The sequence below is a fragment of the Roseateles depolymerans genome (genome assembly GCF_003387155.1).
In the GTDB taxonomy this organism is placed as follows: domain Bacteria; phylum Pseudomonadota; class Gammaproteobacteria; order Burkholderiales; family Burkholderiaceae_C; genus Roseateles; species Roseateles depolymerans.
In genome coordinates this window covers 321,934-341,017 of record NZ_QUMT01000004.1, presented here as the reverse complement: position 1 = coordinate 341,017, position 19,084 = coordinate 321,934, and the positions used below count along the sequence as shown (strand labels likewise).

General features: G+C 67.5%; 16 protein-coding genes. 9 read left to right on the top strand and 7 right to left on the bottom strand.

From position 1 onward, the window contains the following. Positions 1-4: 4 nt before the first annotated feature. From DES44_RS20390 to DES44_RS20370, 5 genes are all read right to left on the bottom strand, one after another. Complete coding sequence (locus DES44_RS20390) at positions 5-1,075, bottom strand: sulfate/molybdate ABC transporter ATP-binding protein (protein ID WP_058933197.1); 1,071 nt, start codon at positions 1,073-1,075, stop codon at positions 5-7. A gap of 24 nt (positions 1,076-1,099) precedes the next feature. Then, positions 1,100-1,984 (bottom strand): sulfate ABC transporter permease subunit CysW, encoded by an 885-nt coding sequence (gene cysW, locus DES44_RS20385; protein WP_058933196.1) that lies wholly within the window; start codon positions 1,982-1,984, stop codon positions 1,100-1,102. A gap of 1 nt (position 1,985) precedes the next feature. Next, a complete protein-coding gene (gene cysT, locus DES44_RS20380) occupies positions 1,986-2,867 on the bottom strand; it encodes a sulfate ABC transporter permease subunit CysT (RefSeq protein ID WP_058933195.1) in 882 nt (293 codons plus the stop codon). A 10-nt stretch (positions 2,868-2,877) separates the two neighbouring features. After that, complete coding sequence (locus DES44_RS20375) at positions 2,878-3,885, bottom strand: sulfate ABC transporter substrate-binding protein (RefSeq protein WP_058937091.1); 1,008 nt, start codon at positions 3,883-3,885, stop codon at positions 2,878-2,880. 864 nt (positions 3,886-4,749) lie between these two features. Further along, the gene (locus DES44_RS20370; RefSeq protein ID WP_058933194.1) at positions 4,750-5,562 is read right to left on the bottom strand and encodes a hypothetical protein; all 813 of its coding nucleotides are present in this window, start codon (positions 5,560-5,562) and stop codon (positions 4,750-4,752) included. Between the two features lie 256 nt (positions 5,563-5,818). On the opposite strand from DES44_RS20370, the gene DES44_RS20365 reads away from it, so the two are divergent. The 6 genes from DES44_RS20365 to DES44_RS20340 all read left to right on the top strand — a co-directional run bounded on the left by DES44_RS20365 (position 5,819) and on the right by DES44_RS20340 (position 13,064). Next, positions 5,819-6,766, top strand: a complete 948-nt coding sequence (locus DES44_RS20365) for a TauD/TfdA dioxygenase family protein (RefSeq protein WP_058933193.1) — start codon at positions 5,819-5,821, stop codon at positions 6,764-6,766. Positions 6,767-6,899: 133 nt separating this feature from the next. Then, positions 6,900-7,898 (top strand): ABC transporter substrate-binding protein, encoded by a 999-nt coding sequence (locus DES44_RS20360; protein WP_058933192.1) that lies wholly within the window; start codon positions 6,900-6,902, stop codon positions 7,896-7,898. A 10-nt stretch (positions 7,899-7,908) separates the two neighbouring features. Beyond that, complete coding sequence (locus DES44_RS20355) at positions 7,909-8,910, top strand: ABC transporter ATP-binding protein (RefSeq protein ID WP_083525194.1); 1,002 nt, start codon at positions 7,909-7,911, stop codon at positions 8,908-8,910. After that, the gene (locus DES44_RS20350) at positions 8,907-9,782 is read left to right on the top strand and encodes an ABC transporter permease (protein ID WP_058933191.1); all 876 of its coding nucleotides are present in this window, start codon (positions 8,907-8,909) and stop codon (positions 9,780-9,782) included. The genes DES44_RS20355 and DES44_RS20350 overlap by 4 nt, the downstream gene beginning before the upstream one ends. 622 nt (positions 9,783-10,404) lie before the next feature. Next, positions 10,405-11,874: a pyridoxal-phosphate dependent enzyme gene (locus tag DES44_RS20345; protein WP_083525193.1), complete on the top strand. Its 1,470-nt coding sequence runs from the start codon at positions 10,405-10,407 to the stop codon at positions 11,872-11,874. Then, positions 11,871-13,064: a trans-sulfuration enzyme family protein gene (locus DES44_RS20340; protein ID WP_058933190.1), complete on the top strand. Its 1,194-nt coding sequence runs from the start codon at positions 11,871-11,873 to the stop codon at positions 13,062-13,064. Before DES44_RS20345 ends, DES44_RS20340 begins: the two co-directional genes overlap by 4 nt. Positions 13,065-13,094: 30 nt before the next feature. Here DES44_RS20340 and DES44_RS20335 read toward each other — a convergent pair whose 3' ends face one another. Next, positions 13,095-13,289 carry a hypothetical protein gene (locus DES44_RS20335; RefSeq protein WP_058933189.1) on the bottom strand — a complete coding sequence of 65 codons (195 nt, stop codon included), beginning with the start codon at positions 13,287-13,289 and terminating at the stop codon, positions 13,095-13,097. Between the two features lie 359 nt (positions 13,290-13,648). Between DES44_RS20335 and DES44_RS20330 the strand changes: the two genes are divergently transcribed. Together DES44_RS20330 and DES44_RS20325 are read left to right on the top strand one after the other, a co-directional pair. Then, positions 13,649-14,611: a LysR family transcriptional regulator gene (locus DES44_RS20330; RefSeq protein ID WP_083525192.1), complete on the top strand. Its 963-nt coding sequence runs from the start codon at positions 13,649-13,651 to the stop codon at positions 14,609-14,611. Positions 14,612-14,720: 109 nt separating this feature from the next. Then, positions 14,721-15,428 (top strand): Bax inhibitor-1/YccA family protein, encoded by a 708-nt coding sequence (locus DES44_RS20325; RefSeq protein ID WP_058933188.1) that lies wholly within the window; start codon positions 14,721-14,723, stop codon positions 15,426-15,428. Positions 15,429-15,554: 126 nt separating this feature from the next. Here DES44_RS20325 and DES44_RS20320 read toward each other — a convergent pair whose 3' ends face one another. Beyond that, the gene (locus DES44_RS20320; protein ID WP_058933187.1) at positions 15,555-16,580 is read right to left on the bottom strand and encodes a Gfo/Idh/MocA family protein; all 1,026 of its coding nucleotides are present in this window, start codon (positions 16,578-16,580) and stop codon (positions 15,555-15,557) included. A 251-nt stretch (positions 16,581-16,831) separates the two neighbouring features. Between DES44_RS20320 and DES44_RS20315 the strand changes: the two genes are divergently transcribed. Further along, entirely contained in the window at positions 16,832-19,006 is a 2,175-nt protein-coding gene (locus DES44_RS20315) for a M3 family metallopeptidase (RefSeq protein ID WP_058933186.1), read from the top strand. Positions 19,007-19,084 lie beyond the last annotated feature (78 nt).

The following is a 19,084-nucleotide window of genomic DNA, read 5'->3' as shown; positions in this document are numbered from 1 at the left end:
AGGGTCAGGCGGCCTGCGTCAGTCCGAACACGCTCAGGCGGGATGCCTGCAGGCGCACCTGCTGGCCGCTCGACAGGCTCAGGGCCTGCGCCTGTTCACGGCTGAGTTCGGCTTCCAGGTGCTCGCCCTTCGGTCCGCGCAGCTCCACACGGGCGGCTGCGCCGAAGCTCAGCACGCGCTCCACCGTGGCGGGCAGGCCCGGGGCGTCGACCTGCGGAATGATCACCAGCTCATGCGGCCGGGCATAGGCCTGCACCAGGCCTTGCGGATCCTGCGCGGCACTGGCCAGGTCCTGGGCCAGCACCTGGTCGCCCACATGCAGCCGGCCGCCTTCCGAGCGACCTTCGAAGCGGTTCACCGCGCCGAGGAATCCATACACGAAGGGAGTGGCCGGCCGCTCGTAGACCTCGGCGGGGGCACCGACCTGTTCCACGCGGCCATGGTCCATCAGCACCACGCGGTCCGCCACTTCCAGGGCTTCTTCCTGGTCGTGGGTGACGAAGATGCTGGTGATGTGCAGCTCGTCATGCAGGCGGCGCAACCAGCGGCGCAGCTCCTTGCGGACCTTGGCGTCCAGGGCGCCGAAAGGCTCGTCCAGCAGCAGCACCCGCGGCTCCACCGCCAGGGCCCGGGCCAGCGCGATCCGCTGACGCTGGCCGCCGGAGAGCTGCGGCGGATAACGGTCCGCCAGCCAGTCCAGCTGCACCAGTTGCAGCAGCTCATGCACCTTGCGCTTGATCTCCGCTTCCGGCGGACGCTGCTTGCGCGGCTTGACCCGCAGGCCGAAGGCCACGTTGTCAAACACGGTCATGTGGCGGAACAGGGCGTAGTGCTGGAACACAAAGCCGACTTCACGCTCGCGCACATGGGTGTCGGAGGCGTCCTGGCCGTCCAGCAGCACCTGGCCGAGGTCGGCGGTCTCCAGCCCCGCGATGATGCGCAGCAGCGTGGTCTTGCCGCAGCCCGAGGGGCCCAGCAGTGCGGTCAGCTCGCCAGTGGGGAAGTCCAGGCTGACATCGCCCAGCGCGGTGAAGCTGCCGAACGACTTGTGGATATTGCGGACTTGAATGCTCATGGGACTCTTTCTTCGGCGTGCCGCTCAGTCAATGACCACGGCGCGCGAGGCACGCCATTCAACGAATTGCTTGAGCACCAGGGTGGCCACGGCCAGCAGGGCCAGCAGCGAGGCCACGGCGAAGGCGGCGGCGAACTGGTACTCGTTGTAGAGAATCTCGACCTGCAGCGGCAGCGTGTTGGTCTGCCCGCGCACATGGCCCGACACCACCGACACCGCACCGAATTCGCCGAAGGCGCGGGCGTTGCAGAGGATTACGCCATACAGCAGGCCCCACTTGATGTTGGGCAGGGTCACATGCCAGAAGGTGCGCCAGCCGGAGGCGCCCAGCACGGTGGCGGCCTCTTCCTCGTCGCGGCCCTGGGCCTGCATCAGCGGGATCAGCTCGCGGGCCACGAACGGGAAGGTCACGAACACGGTGGCCAGCACGATGCCGGGCACGGCGAAGATGATGCGGATGTCGTGGGCCTGCAGCCAGGGGCCGAACCAGCCCTGCGCGCCGAAGATCAGCACATAGATCAGGCCCGCCACGACCGGGGAGACGGAAAAGGGCAGGTCGATCAGCGTGATCAGCAGCTGCTTGCCGCGGAAATCATGCTTGGTGATGGCCCAGGCGGCGCTGACGCCGAAGACCAGGTTCAGTGGCACCGAGATCACCGCAGCCAGCAGCGTGAGCTTGACGGCGGAGATCGTGTCCGATTCCATCAGGGAGGCGGCATAGGCCTCCCAGCCCTTGCGCAGGGCTTCGGTGAACACGGCAATCAGCGGCATCAGCAGGAACAGGGCGAAGAAGCCCAGGCCCAGCGTCAGCAGCGTGTAGCGCACCCAGCGGGCTTCGCGGGTGGCGGGGTTGCCTTGGTAGTGGCCGGCGCTGCGCGCGCGGCCCAGGGTGGCGGCGGTTCCGGCCATGTCAGCGCTTCCCATCCAGTCCGTTGCGACGCACGCTCCAGGCCTGCAGTCCGTTGATGGCCAGCAGCAGCGAGAAGGAGAACACCAGCATCACGACGGCGATGGCGGTGGCGCCGACGTAGTCGTACTGCTCCAGTTTCGTGATGATCATCAGGGGCGTGATTTCGCTGACCATCGGCATGTTGCCGGCGATGAAGATCACCGAGCCGTATTCACCGACCGCGCGGGCAAAGGCCAGCGCGAAACCGGTGAGCAGGGCCGGGGTGAGCATCGGCAACACCACCAGGCGGAAGGCCTGCCAGCGGTGCGCGCCCAGCGAAGCGGCGGCCTCTTCCAGCTCGGTGTCCAGGTCTTCCAGCACCGGCTGCACGGTGCGGACCACGAAGGGCAGGCCGATGAAGATCAGGGCCACCAGCACGCCCAGCGGGGTGAAGGCCACCTTGATGCCCAGCGGCTCCAGGTGACTGCCCAGCCAGCCGTTGGGGGCATACAGGGCCGTCAGGGCGATGCCGGCGACGGCGGTGGGCAGGGCGAAGGGCAGGTCGATGAGGGCATCCACCAGCTTCTTGCCGAAGAAGTCGTACCGCACCAGCGACCAGGCCAGGATGAAGCCAAACACCACATTGATGGCGGCGGCGAGCAGCGCAGCGCCGAAGCTCAGGCGGTAGGAGGCGAGCACGCGTGGCGAGGTGGCGGCGGCCCAGAAGGCCTCCGCGCCGTGTCCGGCCGACTTGAGGAAGACGGCGCACAGCGGGATCAGCACCAGCAGCGACAGGTAGAACAGCGTGAAGCCCAGCGTCGGTGCGAAGCCGGGCAGCACGCGTCGGCGCTTGCGGGCGGGCACCGGCGGGGCCGATGCCGGGGACAGGACGGCGGTGTTCATGGTGGCGGCTTCAGCGCTTCAGGGACGCCATGATCTGGTCGTACTGGCCACCGTCCACGAAGTGGGTCTTGTAGACCTTGCTCCAGCCGCCCAGGGTCTGGTCCACGCCAAACAGCTTGATGGGGGCGAAGCGCTGGGCGTGTTTCTTGAACACGGCGGGGTCGCGGGGGCGGAAGTTGTTCTGGGCGATGATCTCCTGGGCTTCGGGGGTCCACAGGAAGTCCAGGTAGGCCTTGGCCAGGGCGGTGGAGCCCTTCTTGGCGGCGACCTTGTCGACCACGGCCACCGGGGCGTCGGCCTCGATGGAGATGCTGGGGTAGACCACCTCGAACTGGCCCTTGCCGAATTCGTTTTCGATCAGTTCGGCTTCTGATTCGAAGGTCAGCAGCACGTCGCCGATGCCGCGCTGGGTGAAGGTGGTGGTGGCGCCGCGGCCGCCGCCGTCCAGCACCGGCACGTTGGTGAGGATGCGGGTGAGCAGGTCCTTGGCCTGGGCGTCGGAGCCGCCTTTGGCGATCACGCTGCCCCAGGCGGCCAGATAGCCGTAGCGGCCGTTGCCGGTGACCTTGGGGTTGGGGATGATGACCTGGACGCCGGGGCGGGCGAGGTCGTTCCAGTCCTTGATCTGCTTGGGGTTGCCTTTGCGGACCAGGAACAGCATGGTGGAGCTGTAGGGGGCGGCGCCGTTGGGGAAGCGCTGGCGCCAGTCGGCGCTGGTCAGGCCCTTTTCGGCGAGGGTATCGACGTCGGTGGCCTGGTTCATGGTGACCACGTCGGCTTCCAGGCCGCCGATGACGGAGCCGATCTGCTTGGACGAGCCGCCGTGGGACTGGTTGATGGTCACGGTCTGGCCGGACTTGGCTTTCCAGTAGGTGACGAAGGCGGGGTTGACCTGCTTGTAGAGCTCGCGGGCCACGTCATAGGACACGTTCAGCAGGGTCGCGGGGGCGGCGGTGGACTGGGCGTGGACGGGGGCCCAGGCCTGGGCGCCCAGCAGCGGCAGCGCGGCGCCCAGCATCAGGAGCTGACGACGGGACGAGGACACCGGGGAGGGGCGGGCGCTACGAACGTTTTGTTGAGACATGACAGGGCAGGTGGCGATCGACTATGAGCCGGACCGCACAGCATGCCAACACACCCTTATTCACAAAACAATTCTTTATTCATTTCTATATAACTGGCCCCAAGGATTGGGCCCCCCAGTCGCTTCGCTCCTGCCCCCAGGGGGCGCCTCCCAGTGGCCTGGCAGAGCCAGATCCACGGGAGTGGCTTGAGGCGCCCCCGGCTTCGCGGGGGTTAGCACGGGAGAGGCTTGAGGCTTCAGAGCTTTCGGGAGATTGGGCCCGGCGCTTCGCGCGGGGTGGGGAGAGGGATGGGCCCCTTCCTTTAGGTATGAATGCCGCAGGACAGTGCCGCCTACCTCAAAGCGCCTCCCCCAGACTCTGAGAGATCGCGTGTCACGTCCTGGGACTCACCATGCAACTCGGCGCTGGTGGCGCCGCCGGGCCTTCATGGATAGAACCCTTGAAGCACAGTGTGGGCGACCCTCGTCCCGAAGGCCAATCACCATTTCTCCCATGCTCCTGCATTCCCCGCATAAGCCCGCAACCCCCCATCAACCCGTTAACCCCTCCGGGCCCGGAGCGAAGCGATAGGGGCCCATCCCCAGCGAAGCCTGGGGAGCCTCAAGCCACTCCCGTGGATCTGGCTCTGCCAGGCCACTGGGAGGCGCCCCCTGGGGGCAGGAGCGATAGCGACTGGGGGGCTCAACCCCCCCCCCCCGGCGAAGCCTGGGGGAGCCTCAAGCAACACCCGTGGATCTGGCTCTGCCAGGCCACCGGGTGGCGCCCCTTGGGGGCAGGAGCGAAGCGACTGGGGGGCCTCATTCCCTCCAGTATTGGGCGATCCAGGGGACGGGGCGGACGTAGCGGGTCAGGTGGCGCCAGCGGTTTTTCACGCCCTTGCCAAACGTGCCCTTGAAGTGCTCCCACGGGCTCTCGTGCGCAGGCAAATCCTGCGTCCAGCGGCCCACCATCACATCACTCGGGTTCGGGCCACCCGGGAACGTCACGATCTTCGCGCCCTTGGGCAACTTGGCCGACACGAAATACCGCAGCGGGAACGGCGGCATGCAGTGCAGCCGGAAATGCCGCGTCCAGGTCGGCGGCCAGAACTTGATGCCGCCCGGCACCGACGCCGTCACAAAGTGCTGCTCAAACCCATAACGGTCCGCCACCCCCTGCGGGTCCGCACGGAACTGCGCAATGATGTGCGGATACTTGCCCACCGGGAAACGGAACACCGAGGTCTGCCCCAGCTTCTGCATCGGCTTGGCCCAGTTGCGCGCCAGCACCACATCGTCCGGATGCCCGTGCGTGAAGTAGCCGTCAATGTTGTCCACCAGCACCGAGTCCAGGTCAATGAACAGCACCGGCCCCGTCAAGCCCGTCGTCGGCCCCAGGTCCGACCCCCACATCACCAGCTTGCGCCACTTGCCCATCGACTTCTTGGGCCACTCACACCCCAGCTCCGGCAGGTCATACGCGTCCACCTCCGGACGGATGCCCTCCTTGTTGTCGGTCAGGCACACCAGGCGGAAGTCACCCGTGACATGGCGCGTCAGCATCCCATAGAGCCGGTTCACATAGTCCGCCCCATAGGCCGTGCCCCACTTCACGCAGATGACTTGCTTCATTCGCATTCGCTCCCGGACGGTCCGTGCCGCCTCTGTAAAACCGCTAAAAAACCGCCGAAAACCGCAAACGCCCAGACATCCTGTACGTCGCCCCACCATCCCCTGGATTCAAGGGTCGTGTGTGGCAATCCGCCAAGAACCCGCGCCAACAGCGAGGGCGACACCATATCAGAGTCGCAGCATCCTCGAAAAACGACTGAGCTCATGCGTCCTTATTCGTTGGCGTCAGATGCGCGCGTTTTTAGAGTCAGTCGCCATGACTGTCACCGCCTCCCCCCTCCCCAGCCGTTCACCCGCCGCCGATGCCCCCCGCGCGCAGAGCGCTCCGGGACGGTCCTCCCCCGCTGGAGCCTTCGAGATCCGCCCCTTCGAGGGCCCACTCGGCGCCGAAGTGCTGGGCCTGGACTTGAACCAGCCGGTGGACGACGCCACCTTCGCTCAGCTGCATCGCGCGCATCTGGACCACCACGTGCTGGTGTTCCGGGACCAGCGCATCACCCCCGCCGCCCATGTGGCCTTCAGCCGCCGCTGGGGTCCGCTGGAGGTGCATGTGCTGCGCAACTTCCAATTGCCCGGTCACCCGGAAATCCTGCAGGTGTCCAATGTGCGGGATGACCAGGGCCGCCCGCTGGGCCTGGGGGACGCCGGTGTCTTCTGGCATTCCGACCTGTCCTACAAGGAAAAGCCCAGCCTGGGTTCCCTGCTGCACGCCCAGGAACTGCCCGCCGAAGGCGGCGACACGCTGTTTGCCAACCAGCACCTGGCCTATGACGAGCTGCCGCAGGCGCTGAAGGACACCATCCGCGGCCTGAAGGCCGAGCACAGCTATCTCGCCCGCTACGAGGAACTGCGGGCCCGCAATCCCTGGCGCCCCGCACTGACCGAGGCGCAGGTGGCCGAGGTGCGACCCACGGTCCATCCGGTGGTGCGCCGTCATCCCGAGACCGGTCGCCTCGCGCTGTTCGTCAGCGAGCACTTCACCACCCGCATCGTCGGTCTGCCCGAGGACGAGAGCCGCGACCTGCTGCAGCAGCTGTTTGCGCTCAGCACCCGGCCTTCGCTGGTCTATCGCCATCGCTGGCAGCCCCATGACCTGGTGTTCTGGGACAACCGATCGCTGATGCACCTGGCCACCGGCTGTCCGGAGCATTTGCGACGCCATCTGCACCGCACCACCGTCGAAGGGGACGCGGTGCTGGGCTGACGCCGCGTCCGCTCCCGAACCCCCACCCACCTGGCAGCTCCACCGGCCAGTCCCACCGCTAGCTCCACTCGCCAGTTCCACCCGCGCCTGGCTCTCGAGTCCCAACAGCGCCCCCGTTTTCCGAGGTCCTCCCATGAAACGCATGATCGCCGCGGCCCTGGCCGCCGCCCTGGGCCTGAGCGCCCTGCCCGCCCAGGCCGAAGGCCAGCTTCGCATCGCCGAACAGTTCGGCATCGTCTATCTGCTGCTCAACGTGGCCCAGGAGCAGAAGCTCATCGAAAAACACGGCAAGGCCGAAGGCATCGACATCCGTGTGCAGACCGTGCAGCTGTCCGGCGGCCCCGCCATCAACGAGGCATTGCTGTCCGGCAGCATCGATGTGGCCGGCGCGGGCGTGGGCCCGCTGCTGACGCTGTGGGACAAGACCCGCGGCCGCCAGAACGTGCGCGGCATTGCGTCGCTGGGCAACTTCCCCTACTACCTCACCAGCAGCAACCCGGCCGTTCGCACCATTGCCGACTTCAGCGACAAGGACCGCATCGCCCTGCCGGCGGTGGGCGTGTCGGTGCAGGCCCGCATCCTGCAGCTGGCCTCGGCGCGCCAGTGGGGGGACGCCCAGTACAACCGGCTGGACCGCCTGCAGGTCGCCCTGCCGCATCCCGAGGCCACGGCGGCGCTGATCAAGGGCGGCACCGAGATCAATGCCCACTTCGGCAATCCGCCGTTCCAGGAACAGGGCCTGGCCGGCAATCCCGCCGTGCACAAGGTGCTGAGCAGCTACGACGTGCTGGGCGGCCCCGCCTCGGCCACCGTGCTCTACACCACCGAGAAGTTCCGCGCGGAGAACCCCAAGACCTACAAGGCCTTCGTGGCCGCGCTGGCCGAAGCCGCCGACTTCATCACCCGCAATCCGGAACAGGCCGCCGACATCTACCAGCGCAATGAAGGCTCCAAGGTGCCGCGCGAGTTGCTGCTGAAGGTCATCCGCAATCCGGAGGTGCAGTTCAAGATCGCGCCGCAGAACACCTCCGCGCTGGCCGAGTTCATGCATCGCGTGGGCGCCATCAAGAACAAGCCGGCCTCGGTGAAGGACTACTTCTTCGACGATCCTCACAACGCCTCCGGCAGTTGAGGAGACCGTCATGAGTGCCCGTCCCGAAGGACTCGCCCCGCCGCCGACTTCCTCGCAGTCTTCGCCGCAGTCTTCGTCCGCGTCTCCCTCCTCGCCACCGTCACCGGCACTTTCCCCGTCCCTGCGCAGCGCGGGAGAGGATCCCGCCGCCCGGCTGCGTTTGGCGGTGGATGCACGCAGGCCCCTCCCTCTTCCCGCTACCCTTCCCGCTTCCCTTCCCGGCACCCCGCATGACCGCGAGGCCGAGGCCACCCCGCCGGACACGGCCCCCGTCCAGCCGCGCCTGAGCGTGCAGGGGCTGAGCCTGGACTACCGCGTCGGCCCCCGCAGCATCCGCGCCACTCACCGGGTCGACTTCGACGTGATGCCGGGCGAGCGCTTCGTGCTGCTGGGCGCCTCGGGCTGCGGCAAGTCCTCTCTGCTCAAAGCGGTCGGCGGCTTCCTGTCACCGTCGGAAGGCCGCGTGCTGCTCGACGGCCAGGCGGTGCACGGGCCTGGCCCGGACCGCATGGCCGTGTTCCAGGAATTCGACCAGCTCCCGCCCTGGAAAACGGTGCTGGACAACGTCGCGTTTCCGCTGACCGCCTCCCGCAAGCTGGACAAGACTCGCGCCCGGGAACAGGCGCGCCAGTGGCTGGAACGCGTCGGACTGGCCGCTTTTGCCACGGCCTATCCGCATCAGCTCTCCGGCGGCATGAAGCAGCGGGTGGCGATTGCCCGGGCGCTGGCGCTGTCCCCGCGCATGCTGCTGATGGACGAGCCTTTCGCCGCGCTGGATGCGCTCACCCGCCGCCGCATGCAGGAAGAGCTGCTCGCCCTGTGGGATCAGGAGCGTTTCACCCTGCTGTTCGTCACCCATTCGATCGAAGAAGCCCTGCATGTGGGCCACCGCATCCTGGTGCTGTCGCCGCATCCGGGCCGGGTGCGGGCGGAATTCAATGCCCAGGGGCTGGATGCCGTGCAGCGGCAGGCCCTGGGTCAGCGCATCGAAGCCCTGCTGTTTGAATCATGAGCGTCTCGCACCTGCCCCATCCCGCCCGGCGACCCGACCGTTTGCTGGAGCCGCAGCCGTATGTGCCGTCGGCCGCGCAGACCCTGCCGCTGTGGCGACGCATTTTGGAGGCCAGCAGCTGGCGCCAGGCCCTGTTGCTGGTCCTGCTCGCCGGATTGTGGGAAGTCGCGGCCCGCTGGGCCGACAACGACCTGCTGTTGCCCACCTTCACCGCCGCCGCCCGGGCGCTGGTGACGGATCTGGCCAGCGGTGAACTGCTGATGCGCGCCGGTGTGTCGCTACGGCTGCTGCTGCAGGGGTATGGCCTGGGCGTGGTGCTTGCGCTGGGCCTGACCGCACTGGCCACCGCGTCGCGCTGGGGCCGGGACCTGCTGGCCAGCCTCACCGCCATGTTCAATCCGCTGCCGGCCATTGCCCTGCTGCCGCTGGCGCTGCTGTGGTTCGGCCTGGGCGCCCGCAGCCTGATCTTCGTGCTGGTGCATGCGGTGCTGTGGCCGCTGGCGCTGGCGGCCAGCGCCGGTGTGTCCGCCGTGCCCGAGACCCTGCGCATGGCCGGGCGCAACTATGGCCTGACCGGGCCGCGTTTCGTGGCGCAGATCCTGCTGCCGGCGGCGCTGCCGTCCGTGCTGGCCGGGCTGCGGGTGGGCTGGGCTTTTGCCTGGCGTACGCTGATTGCCGCGGAGCTGTTCTTCGGTGCCTCGTCCGGCCAGGGCGGCTTGGGCTGGTACATCTTCCAGAACCGCAACGAGCTGATGACCGACCACGTCTTTGCCGGGCTGGCCCTGGTCATCCTGATCGGCTGGCTGGTGGAGCGGCTGGTGTTCAGCAGCGTGGAACGGTGGACGGTGCAGCGCTGGGGCATGCAGCGCTGAGGCATGCAGCGCCGAGGCCAAAAACAGGAACGCCCCGGCCGTAGCCGGGGCGTCGCTCGCATCGGATGACAAGGTGATCAGTTCATCGGTGGGTGCAGTCCTCCAGGTGGGGTCCAAGACACCAACGCCCGCCGCTCTGCCGGTGGCGTGCCCGGGGGCAGGCGAGGGCGAAGGCGCAAGCCCAGCATGGCGGCGGTGGTGGCCATGATGTGGTGGGCGCGATCGACCATCGCTGCGCGGGCCGGAAGAGGGTGAAGCGTTGACATGGCTGCAGGTTAGGCCGGACGCCGATGGCGGTGAACGAAGGCTTGTTCATATCCACATCAGGTTTTTGATGAGGCGCGCCGTTTGCTCCGGGCGATCACCCGCCGGAATACGGCCGCACCTGCGGCCGCAACCTCGTCTGGGGTAGCGTCGCCGATAGCGTCCACGACAACGCCCTCGATATACGGTGCCGGTATAAGCTGCTGAGTGAACCGCACTTGGCGCGCTGCGCCGGTTCGGCCTACGCTATAGGGTTTTGCCCGCGCATCGCGCCACCCGCGCGTAACGCATCGCGCCACCCGCGCATAAGCGAAGTGGGCGCTGTCCCCCAGATCCCAACAGGATTCAAGGAGCTTGCATGACGACCATCGATACGGCCGCCCCTCACCGGGCCGCTAACACTTCCGCCCCGACCGGTTCGGCCGGGTCCACCGCGCCTGTCCGTGCGCCCTTCGCCGGCGAAAACGCGCGCCCCGCCGTGCTGGACCTGATCGGCAATACGCCCCTGGTGCCGGTGCGGCGGCTGGACACGGGCCCTTGCGAGCTCTTCCTCAAGCTGGAGTCCCAGAACCCGGGCGGCTCGATCAAGGACCGCATCGGGCTGTCGATGATCGAGGCCGCCGAGCGCGACGGCCTGCTGCCCCCTGGCGGCACGGTGGTGGAAGCCACGGCCGGCAACACCGGACTGGGCCTGGCCCTGGTGGCCCGCGCCAAGGGCTACCGCGTGGTGCTGGTGGTGCCGGACAAGATGTCGGCCGAGAAGGTGCTGCAGCTCAAGGCCCTGGGCGCCGAGGTGCACATGACCCGCTCCGATGTGGGCAAGGGACATCCCGACTACTACCAGGACCGTGCCGCCAAGCTGGTCCAGGACATCCCCGGTGCCTGGTACGCGGACCAGTTCAACAATCCCGCCAATCCGCTGGCCCATGAAACCACCACCGGCCCGGAGATCTGGCAACAGACCGGTCACCGCATCGATGCACTTGTGTGCGGCGTGGGCTCGGGCGGCACGATGACGGGCCTGTCCCGCTTCTTCGCCAAGGTGCGTCCGGGCCTGGACCTGGTGCTGGCGGATCCGGAAGGCTCGGTGCTCAAGGACTATGTCGAGACCGGGCATTACGGCGAGGCCGGCTCCTGGGCGGTGGAAGGCATCGGCGAAGATTTCATTCCGCCCATCGCCGACCTCAGCGGCGTGCGCCACGCCTATGCCGTCAGCGACACCGACAGCTTTGCCACGGCCCGCGAGCTCTACCGCGCCGAAGGCATCCTGGCCGGCTCCTCCAGCGGCACGCTGCTGGCCGCCGCGCTGCGTTACTGCCGCGCCCAGACCACGCCCAAACGGGTGGTCACCTTCGTCTGCGACACCGGCACGCGCTACCTGTCCAAGGTCTACAACGACCCCTGGATGTTCGACCAGGGCCTGCTCCAGCGCGCCCACCTGGGCGACCTGCGCGACCTGATCTCGCGCCGCACGGAAGACGGTGCCGTGGTGAGCGTCTCCCCGGAGGACACGCTGGCCACCGCCTTCTCCCGCATGCGCCAGGCCGATGTCTCCCAGCTGCCGGTGCTGCAGCAGGGCCGCCTGGTGGGCCTGCTGGACGAGTCGGACCTGCTGGCCCAGATGCACATGGACGCCCGCCACTTCAAGGACCCGGTGACCTCGGCGATGAGCCATGATGTGCAGACCCTGCCGCCTGGGGCCCCGCTGTCCGCGCTGATCGAGCAGCTGCGCCGGGGCCTGGTGGCGGTGATTGCCGACGACCAGCGCTTCTACGGCCTGGTCACCCGTTTTGATTTGCTGAACCATCTGCGAAAGGGCTTGTCATGAGCCAGGATTCCCGAGACTCCCACGGCGCCGACCTGCGCTTCGACACGCTGGCCATCCACGGCGGCCAGCATCCGGATCCGCTGACCGGGGCGGTGATGCCGCCCATCTACGCCACCTCGACCTATCGGCAGCAGAGCCCGGGCGTGCACCAGGGCTACGAATACGGCCGCACCCACAATCCGACGCGGCAGGCGTACGAGCGGGCGGTGGCCAGTCTGGAAGGCGGCGTGCAGGCCTATGCGTTCTCGTCGGGCCTGGCCGCGATGGCCACGGTGCTGGACACGCTGGAAGCCGGGTCCCACATCGTCGCCGGGGACGACCTCTACGGCGGCAGCTACCGGCTGTTCGAGCGGGTGCGTCGCAAGAGCGCCGGCCTGCAGGTGACCTATGTGGACAGCACGAATCCGGACGAGGTCCGGGCTGCCTTGCGGCCGGAAACCCGCCTGGTCTGGATCGAGACGCCCAGCAATCCGATCCTGAAGCTGACCGATCTGGCCGCCGTGGCAGCCATCGCCCGCGAACATGGCGCGCTGACCATTGCCGACAACACCTTTGCCAGCCCCTGGGGCCAGCGGCCGCTGTCGCTCGGCTTCGATGCGGTGCTGCACTCGGCCACCAAATACCTCAACGGCCACAGCGATGTGATCTCCGGGGTGGTGGTGGTCGGCGGTGAAGAGCGGCAGGCTGCGCTGCGCGAGCAGCTGGAGTTCCTGCACAACGCGGTCGGCTCGATCGCCGGCCCCTTCGACAGCTTCCTGGCCCTGCGCGGTCTCAAGACGCTGGCGCTGCGCATGGCCCGGCACAACGAGAGCGCTTTGTCGCTGGCGCAGTGGCTGGAGGGTCAGCCCAAGGTCCGCAAGGTGCACTATCCCGGGCTGGAGAGCCATCCGCAGCATGCGCTGGCCCGCCGCCAGATGCGCGGCGGCGGCGGCATGATCAGCGTGCAGCTGGACACCGACCTGGCCGGCGCCCGCCGCTTCCTGGAGCGGGTGCGCATCTTCTCGCTGGCCGAAAGCCTGGGCGGGGTGGAGAGCCTCATCTCCCTGCCCGCGCTAATGACCCATGCGTCGATTCCCGCCGACAAGCGGGCGGCTCTGGGCATCACCGATTCGCTGGTGCGGATCTCCGCCGGCATCGAGGATGTCGAAGACCTGCGCGCCGACCTGCAGGCGGGCCTGGACGCGATCTGATCCGGGCGCGGACGGCCCTGGCGCCTTCGCTCAGGGCCGTCCTCCCAGCACTCGGGCCGGGAGGAACAGGATCGCCTTGAGCAGCGCGAACACCGCATCCACGCTCAGGCCGATCAGCCGGAAGGGCAGCAGCACCAGCCAGACCACCGGCCACAGCAGCAGCGCCAACAAGGCCAGCGGCCAGCACAGCACGAACAGAATCAACCACAGCAACAGGCTCAGCATGACGGGCTCCAGGGTCCATCGCGCCGCCGGGAGGGCGGGCTTGGTGGGACTGTAGGCAGGTCGGCGTTGGTCAACGGGTCGATTGCGATGAAACGCGAACGGGGTGGGTCAGACCGCTCCGCGCCAGGACCAGGCGTTGCCAACAAGATCCTTGAACTTCGGTCCCGTCACGGCGGCAGCGGCGTTCAGGAAGGCTCTGACCAAGCCAACCTTCCATGGTCGGCGACGGCGCCGCCGGGATCTGCGAACCCACCTCACCGCGCATCTGTATTGACTCGGAAAATCCATAGGGATGGAATTTCTCGCTCCCGTTAAACCGAAGTTATGTATGATGCGGGTTCGTCTTTTCGGAGAGTCAGATGAGTTCGCTGAATTACCGTCACCTGCACTACTTCTGGGTGGTCGCCAAGGAAGGCGGCTTTGCCCGTGCGGCCGACCGTCTGGGCATGGCCGTGCAGACCATCAGCGCCCAGGTGCGTGAGCTCGAACGTGCGCTCGGCCATCAACTGCTCAAGCCGGAAGGCCGCGGCCTGGTGCTGACCGAAGCCGGCCAGGCCGCCTTCAGCCGGGCCGAGGAAATCTTCCAGATCGGCCAGTTGGTCCCGCATGAGGTGCATGAAGCCGCCACCCAGCGGGTGCAACGTCTGTCGGTCGGCTTGTCCGACGGACTGTCCAAACTGGCCGCCCATGCCCTGCTGGCGCCGGTGCTGGACACCCCCAACCTGCGCCTGATCTGTCACGAAGGCGAGGTCGACCAGCTGCTGGGTGAACTGGCTCTGCACCATCTGGATTTAGTGCTCACTGACCAGCCAGCCCCCGTCAATCCGACACTTCGCATCACCAGCCAGTTGCTGGCCAGCACGCCGGTGGACTGGTGGGGCCCGGCCGACCTGGTTGCTCGCGCCCAGCGTTCACCCGGCCGTCCCTTCCCGTACTGCCTGGAAGAGTTGCCGGTGTTACTGCCCACCCGTCATGCGTCGCTGCGGGCCAGCATCGAGCGCTGGTTCGAACAGCATCACATCCGCCCGCAGGTGGTGGGGGAGTTCGAAGACAGTGCGCTGATGAGCGTGTTTGCCGCCCGCGGCCTGGGCGTGTTTCCTGTCAGCCGGCTGGGCGGGGATGACCTGGCGCTGATGAGTGGGCTGCACCTGCTGGGCCAGAGCGACGTGGTGGAAGACTTGCACGGCATCTATTCCCGCCGCGGTCAGAACCATCCGCTGGTAGCCAAGCTCCTCGCATCCCGGCGCCAGGGCCGCGCCGAAACGGAGTCGTCCGAGATTTCTGACGCTTCGGCTTTGTCTTCAGTGTTGCAAGGGAATTGATGGTTTTTCGGAAGTCGATGAAGTCTTAAGGTGCAGCTTGCGCGCGCGCGGTGAGGGGGCCGGTTGTCGGATCCACACCGCGCGTCCTGTCCACCCAAGGAGTTCAGTCATGAGTGACTTCCAACGATCTTCGGCGTCCCCCACGACCTGGACGCCCGCCACCGCCGGTGGCTCGGTCTTCAGCCAGCCCGGGGACGTGGCCCGCGTGCTGCGCAACACCTATGCGCTGTTGTCGATGACGCTGCTGTTCAGCGGCGGCGTTGCGGCCGCGGCCGTGGCCTTCCAGTGGCCCGCCCCCGGCATGCTGCTGACCCTGGTGGGTTACTTCGCCCTGCTGTTCGGCATCCACCGCATGCGCAACAGTGCGATGGCCATTCCGCTGGTGTTCGCGCTCACCGGCTTCATGGGCTGGTCCCTGGGCCCGCTGCTGAGTCTTTATCTGAAGCTGCCGGGCGGCGCCAACACCATCGCCCTGGCCCTGGCCACCACCGGTGGCACCTTCCTGGCCCTGTCCGCCTACGTGCTGGCGACCAAGAAGGACTTCAGCTTCATGGGCGGCTTCCTCTTCGCCGGCATGATCGTGGCGCTGCTGGCGGCGGTGGCCAACATCTGGCTGCAGATGCCGGTGATGGGTCTGGTGATCTCCGGCGTGGTGGCCCTGCTGTCGATCGGCCTGATCCTGTTCGAGACGAGCAACATCGTCAACGGCGGTGAGCGCAACTACGTGATGGCCACGGTCGGCCTGTTCGTGTCGCTGTTCAACCTGTTCACCAGCCTGCTGAGCATCTTCGGTTTCGCTGGCAGCAGCGACGACTGAGGACGGCGCTGCGCTGCCGGGCCCCGGCCGACACGAGGCCGGACCTGCTCAGCGCTGCGACGGTGACATCAAGGCCGCCTCCTTCGGGAGGCGGCCTTTTCTTTGAACAGCCGGTCCTGTTGCGAATCAAAGCGCATCAAACGGCAGACGCGCACCCAATTGGCGGCGGATCTCATCGATCCAGCCGAGCACGGCCAAGGTCTCCGCATGCGGCATCACCGGGCTTTCGATCTCGCCCGCCCGGATGCGGGCCATGGCATCGGCGATCTGATATTCAAAGCCATTGGTGTTGAACGGCAGATCCACCGTCACCGCGTCCTGGCCAGGGCGCAAACACTGGGCCCGCGTGGCCTGCCAGAAGGTCTCCGGCAGCACGATCGCGCCGCCCTCTCCCATCACATGCAGGGTGTTGGGAGCGAAGGTGTCAAGGCCGCACACCATCTGCGCCACCAGTCCGTCACCGAAATCCAGGCTGGCGCTGACGCGCGCATCCACGCCCGTGGGCGCCAGCAGCCCCTGGACCGCCAGGCCCTGGAGCGGCGGCACCTCGCCCAGCGCGTGCCGCAGCACAAAACGCGTGGCATTGAGGTTGTAGACCCCCACGTCCAGCAGCGCGCCTCCCGCCAGGGCCGGACTGAACAGGCGACTGTCCGGATCGTAGGGCGCCGGGAAACAGAAGCTCGATTGCAGCGCTCGCAGGCGGCCGATGCGTCCTTCGGCGAGCCAGCGCGCCATCTCTTCGTAGACCGGCAGGAAACGGGTCCACACGGCTTCCATCAGGAAGACGCGCTGCTCCTGCGCAGCGGCCACCAGTTGCTGCGCCATGGCCCGCGTCGGCACCAGCGACTTCTCGCAGAGCACCGCCTTGCCGGCCTTCAACGCAGCCAGCGCCGGCTCGAAATGCTGGCCGTGCGGCGTGGCGATGTAGACCCCGTCGATCTGCGGGTCGGCGAGCAGCGACGCCAGGTCGGTGGTGGCGCGCACCGGCGTGTCGCCCTCGACTGACCAGCGCTGCGCGAACTGGGCGGCGCGCTGGGCGTCCCGGCCGCAGACCGTGTGCAGGCGGCAGTGGTCGAGCTGGCTGACCGCCTCCGCAAACACGTGGGCAATGGCACCCGGGCCGATGAGGGCCCATTGAAAAGTGGAAGTCATGCGGGCGAGCGCGCGCTGCGCGGGAGTGGGACCTGGGCCTGCATGCTAGGGCCATCGGAGTCCCCGCAGTGTGAACGGCGGTTCATCCAGCCGGTGCCGGGGTGCTCCATCAGGGTTACCCCCGACTTCGCCGCCGATCAGAGCCCTGCGGGGCGGCTTCCGCCCCCCTCTGCCCATGCCCTTCGGCTGCCACCGATCGATGGGCTAGGCTCTGCGTCTTCCTGAACGCACTCGCACCCCGAGCTCCCCCAATGAGGATCCCCTTTGTCCTGGCCGCCTCGCTGGCCCTTTCCGCGCCGGTGCTGGCGCAGACCGTTCCGGCCCAGGCGGCCTCTGCCGCCATCGCCAATGCGCTGATCGCCCCCAGCCCGCTGCCGCTGCAGTACCCGCCATTCGACAAGATCCGGGACGAAGACATCGCCCCCGCCCTGGAGCAGGGCATGGCCGAGCAGCTCAAGGAAGTGCAGGCCATCGCCAGCAATCCGAAGCCGCCGACCTTTGACAACACCATCGTTGCGCTGGAGCGGTCGGGTCGCCTGCTGCAACGCGCCAGCACGCTGCTGGGCAGCCTGGTCGGCGCCGACGCCAATCCAGCCCGGCTGAAGCTGCAGGGCGACTTCGCCGCCCGCATGGCGGCGCACCGTGATGCCATCGCGCTGAATCCGCAACTCTTCGCCCGGGTGGAGTCGCTCTGGCAACGTCGCGGCTCGCTGGGCCTGGACGCGCAGGAGCAGCGTCTGGTCGAGCGCCACTACAACAGCCTGGTGCGTGCCGGTGCCAAGCTGGACGAATCCGGCAAGGCCCGCATGAAGGCCATCAATGCCGAGCTGGCGACCCTGGGCGCCCGGTTCAACCAGAACGTGCTGGCCGAGGTGAACGACTCGGCCGTGGTGGTGGACAAGGCAGAAGAGCTGGCCGGTCTGAGTGATGAGCAGATCGCCAGCGCGGCCGCCGCTGCGAAGGCACGCGGGCTGGACGGCAAATATCTGATCGCCCTGCTCAACACCACGGGTCAGCCGGTGCTGGCGCAGTTGGACAACCGGGCGCTGCGTGAGCGCATCTACAAGGCGTCGGTGGCGCGCGGCAGCCGCGGCAATGCCTTCGACAACACCGCGCTCGTGTCCCGCGTGGCCACCCTGCGCGCCGAGCGTGCCCGCCTGCTGGGCTTTGCCACGCACGCGGACTTCGTGCTGAGTGACGAGACCGCCCGCTCGCCAAAGGCCGTGAATGCGATGCTGGGCCAGCTGGCACCGGCCGCCGTGGCCGCCGCCCGTCGTGAGGGCGACGACCTGCAGGCCATGATCGACCGTGAGCAGGCGGCCCGTCACCAGCCCAGCTTCAAGCTGGCCGCCTGGGACTGGAGCTACTACACGGAGAAGGTGCGCGCCGCCAAGTACGGCTTCGACGAATCGCAGCTCAAGCCCTATCTGGAGATGCGCAACGTGCTGGAAAACGGCGTGTTCTACGCCGCCGGCCAGCTCTACGGCCTGAGCTTCAAGGAACGCAAGGACCTGCCCGTCTACCATCCGGACGTGCTGGTCTACGACGTGTTCAACGCGGATGGCTCGCAGCTGGCGATCTTCATCGCCGACATGTATGCCCGCCCGTCCAAGCGCGGCGGTGCCTGGATGAATGCGTACGTCGACCAGAACGGCCTGTTCAACCAGAAGCCGGTCGTGGCCAACCACCTCAACATCCCCAAGCCGGCCGACGGCAAGCCGACGCTGCTGACCTGGGATGAGGTCAACACCATGTTCCATGAGTTCGGCCATGCCCTGCACGGCATGTTCTCGAACGTGAAGTACCCCAGCATGGCCGGCACCCGCGTGCCGCGCGACTTCGTGGAATATCCGTCCCAGGTCAACGAGATGTGGGCGACCTGGCCCAGCGTGCTGGCCAACTATGCCAAGCACTACAAGACCGGCGCTCCCATGCCCAAGGAGCTGCTGGACAAGGTGCTGGCGGCCCACAAGTTCAACCAGGGGTTCGCCACCACCGAATACCTGAGCGCGGCCATGCTGGACCAGCGCTGGCACCAGCTGCCGCTGGAGCAGGTGCCTGCGGCCGCCGGTGTGATGGACTTCGAGGCCAAGGCGCTGCGCGAGGACGGCTTTGATTACGCGGCCGTGCCGCCGCGCTATCGCACGCCCTACTTCAGCCACATCATGGGCGGGTATGCGGCGGGCTACTACGCCTACATCTGGTCGGAAGTGCTGGATGCCGACACGGTCGAATGGTTCAAGGCCAACGGCGGACTGAAGCGCGAACTGGGAGACCAGTTCCGCGCCCGGCTGCTGTCCCAGGGGGGCAGCCAGGACGCCCTGACGCTGTTCCGCAGCGTGGTGGGCCATGAGCCGGACATCGCGCCGCTGCTGGAGCGTCGTGGGCTGGTGATCGACAAGCCCAAGGCCACTGCGGCGAAGTAAACGAGGCAGACCGATGGAAAAGAGGGGCGCTGAAGGCGCCCCTTTTTCATGCTCAACGGGTGGATCGGGTGGCCTCGC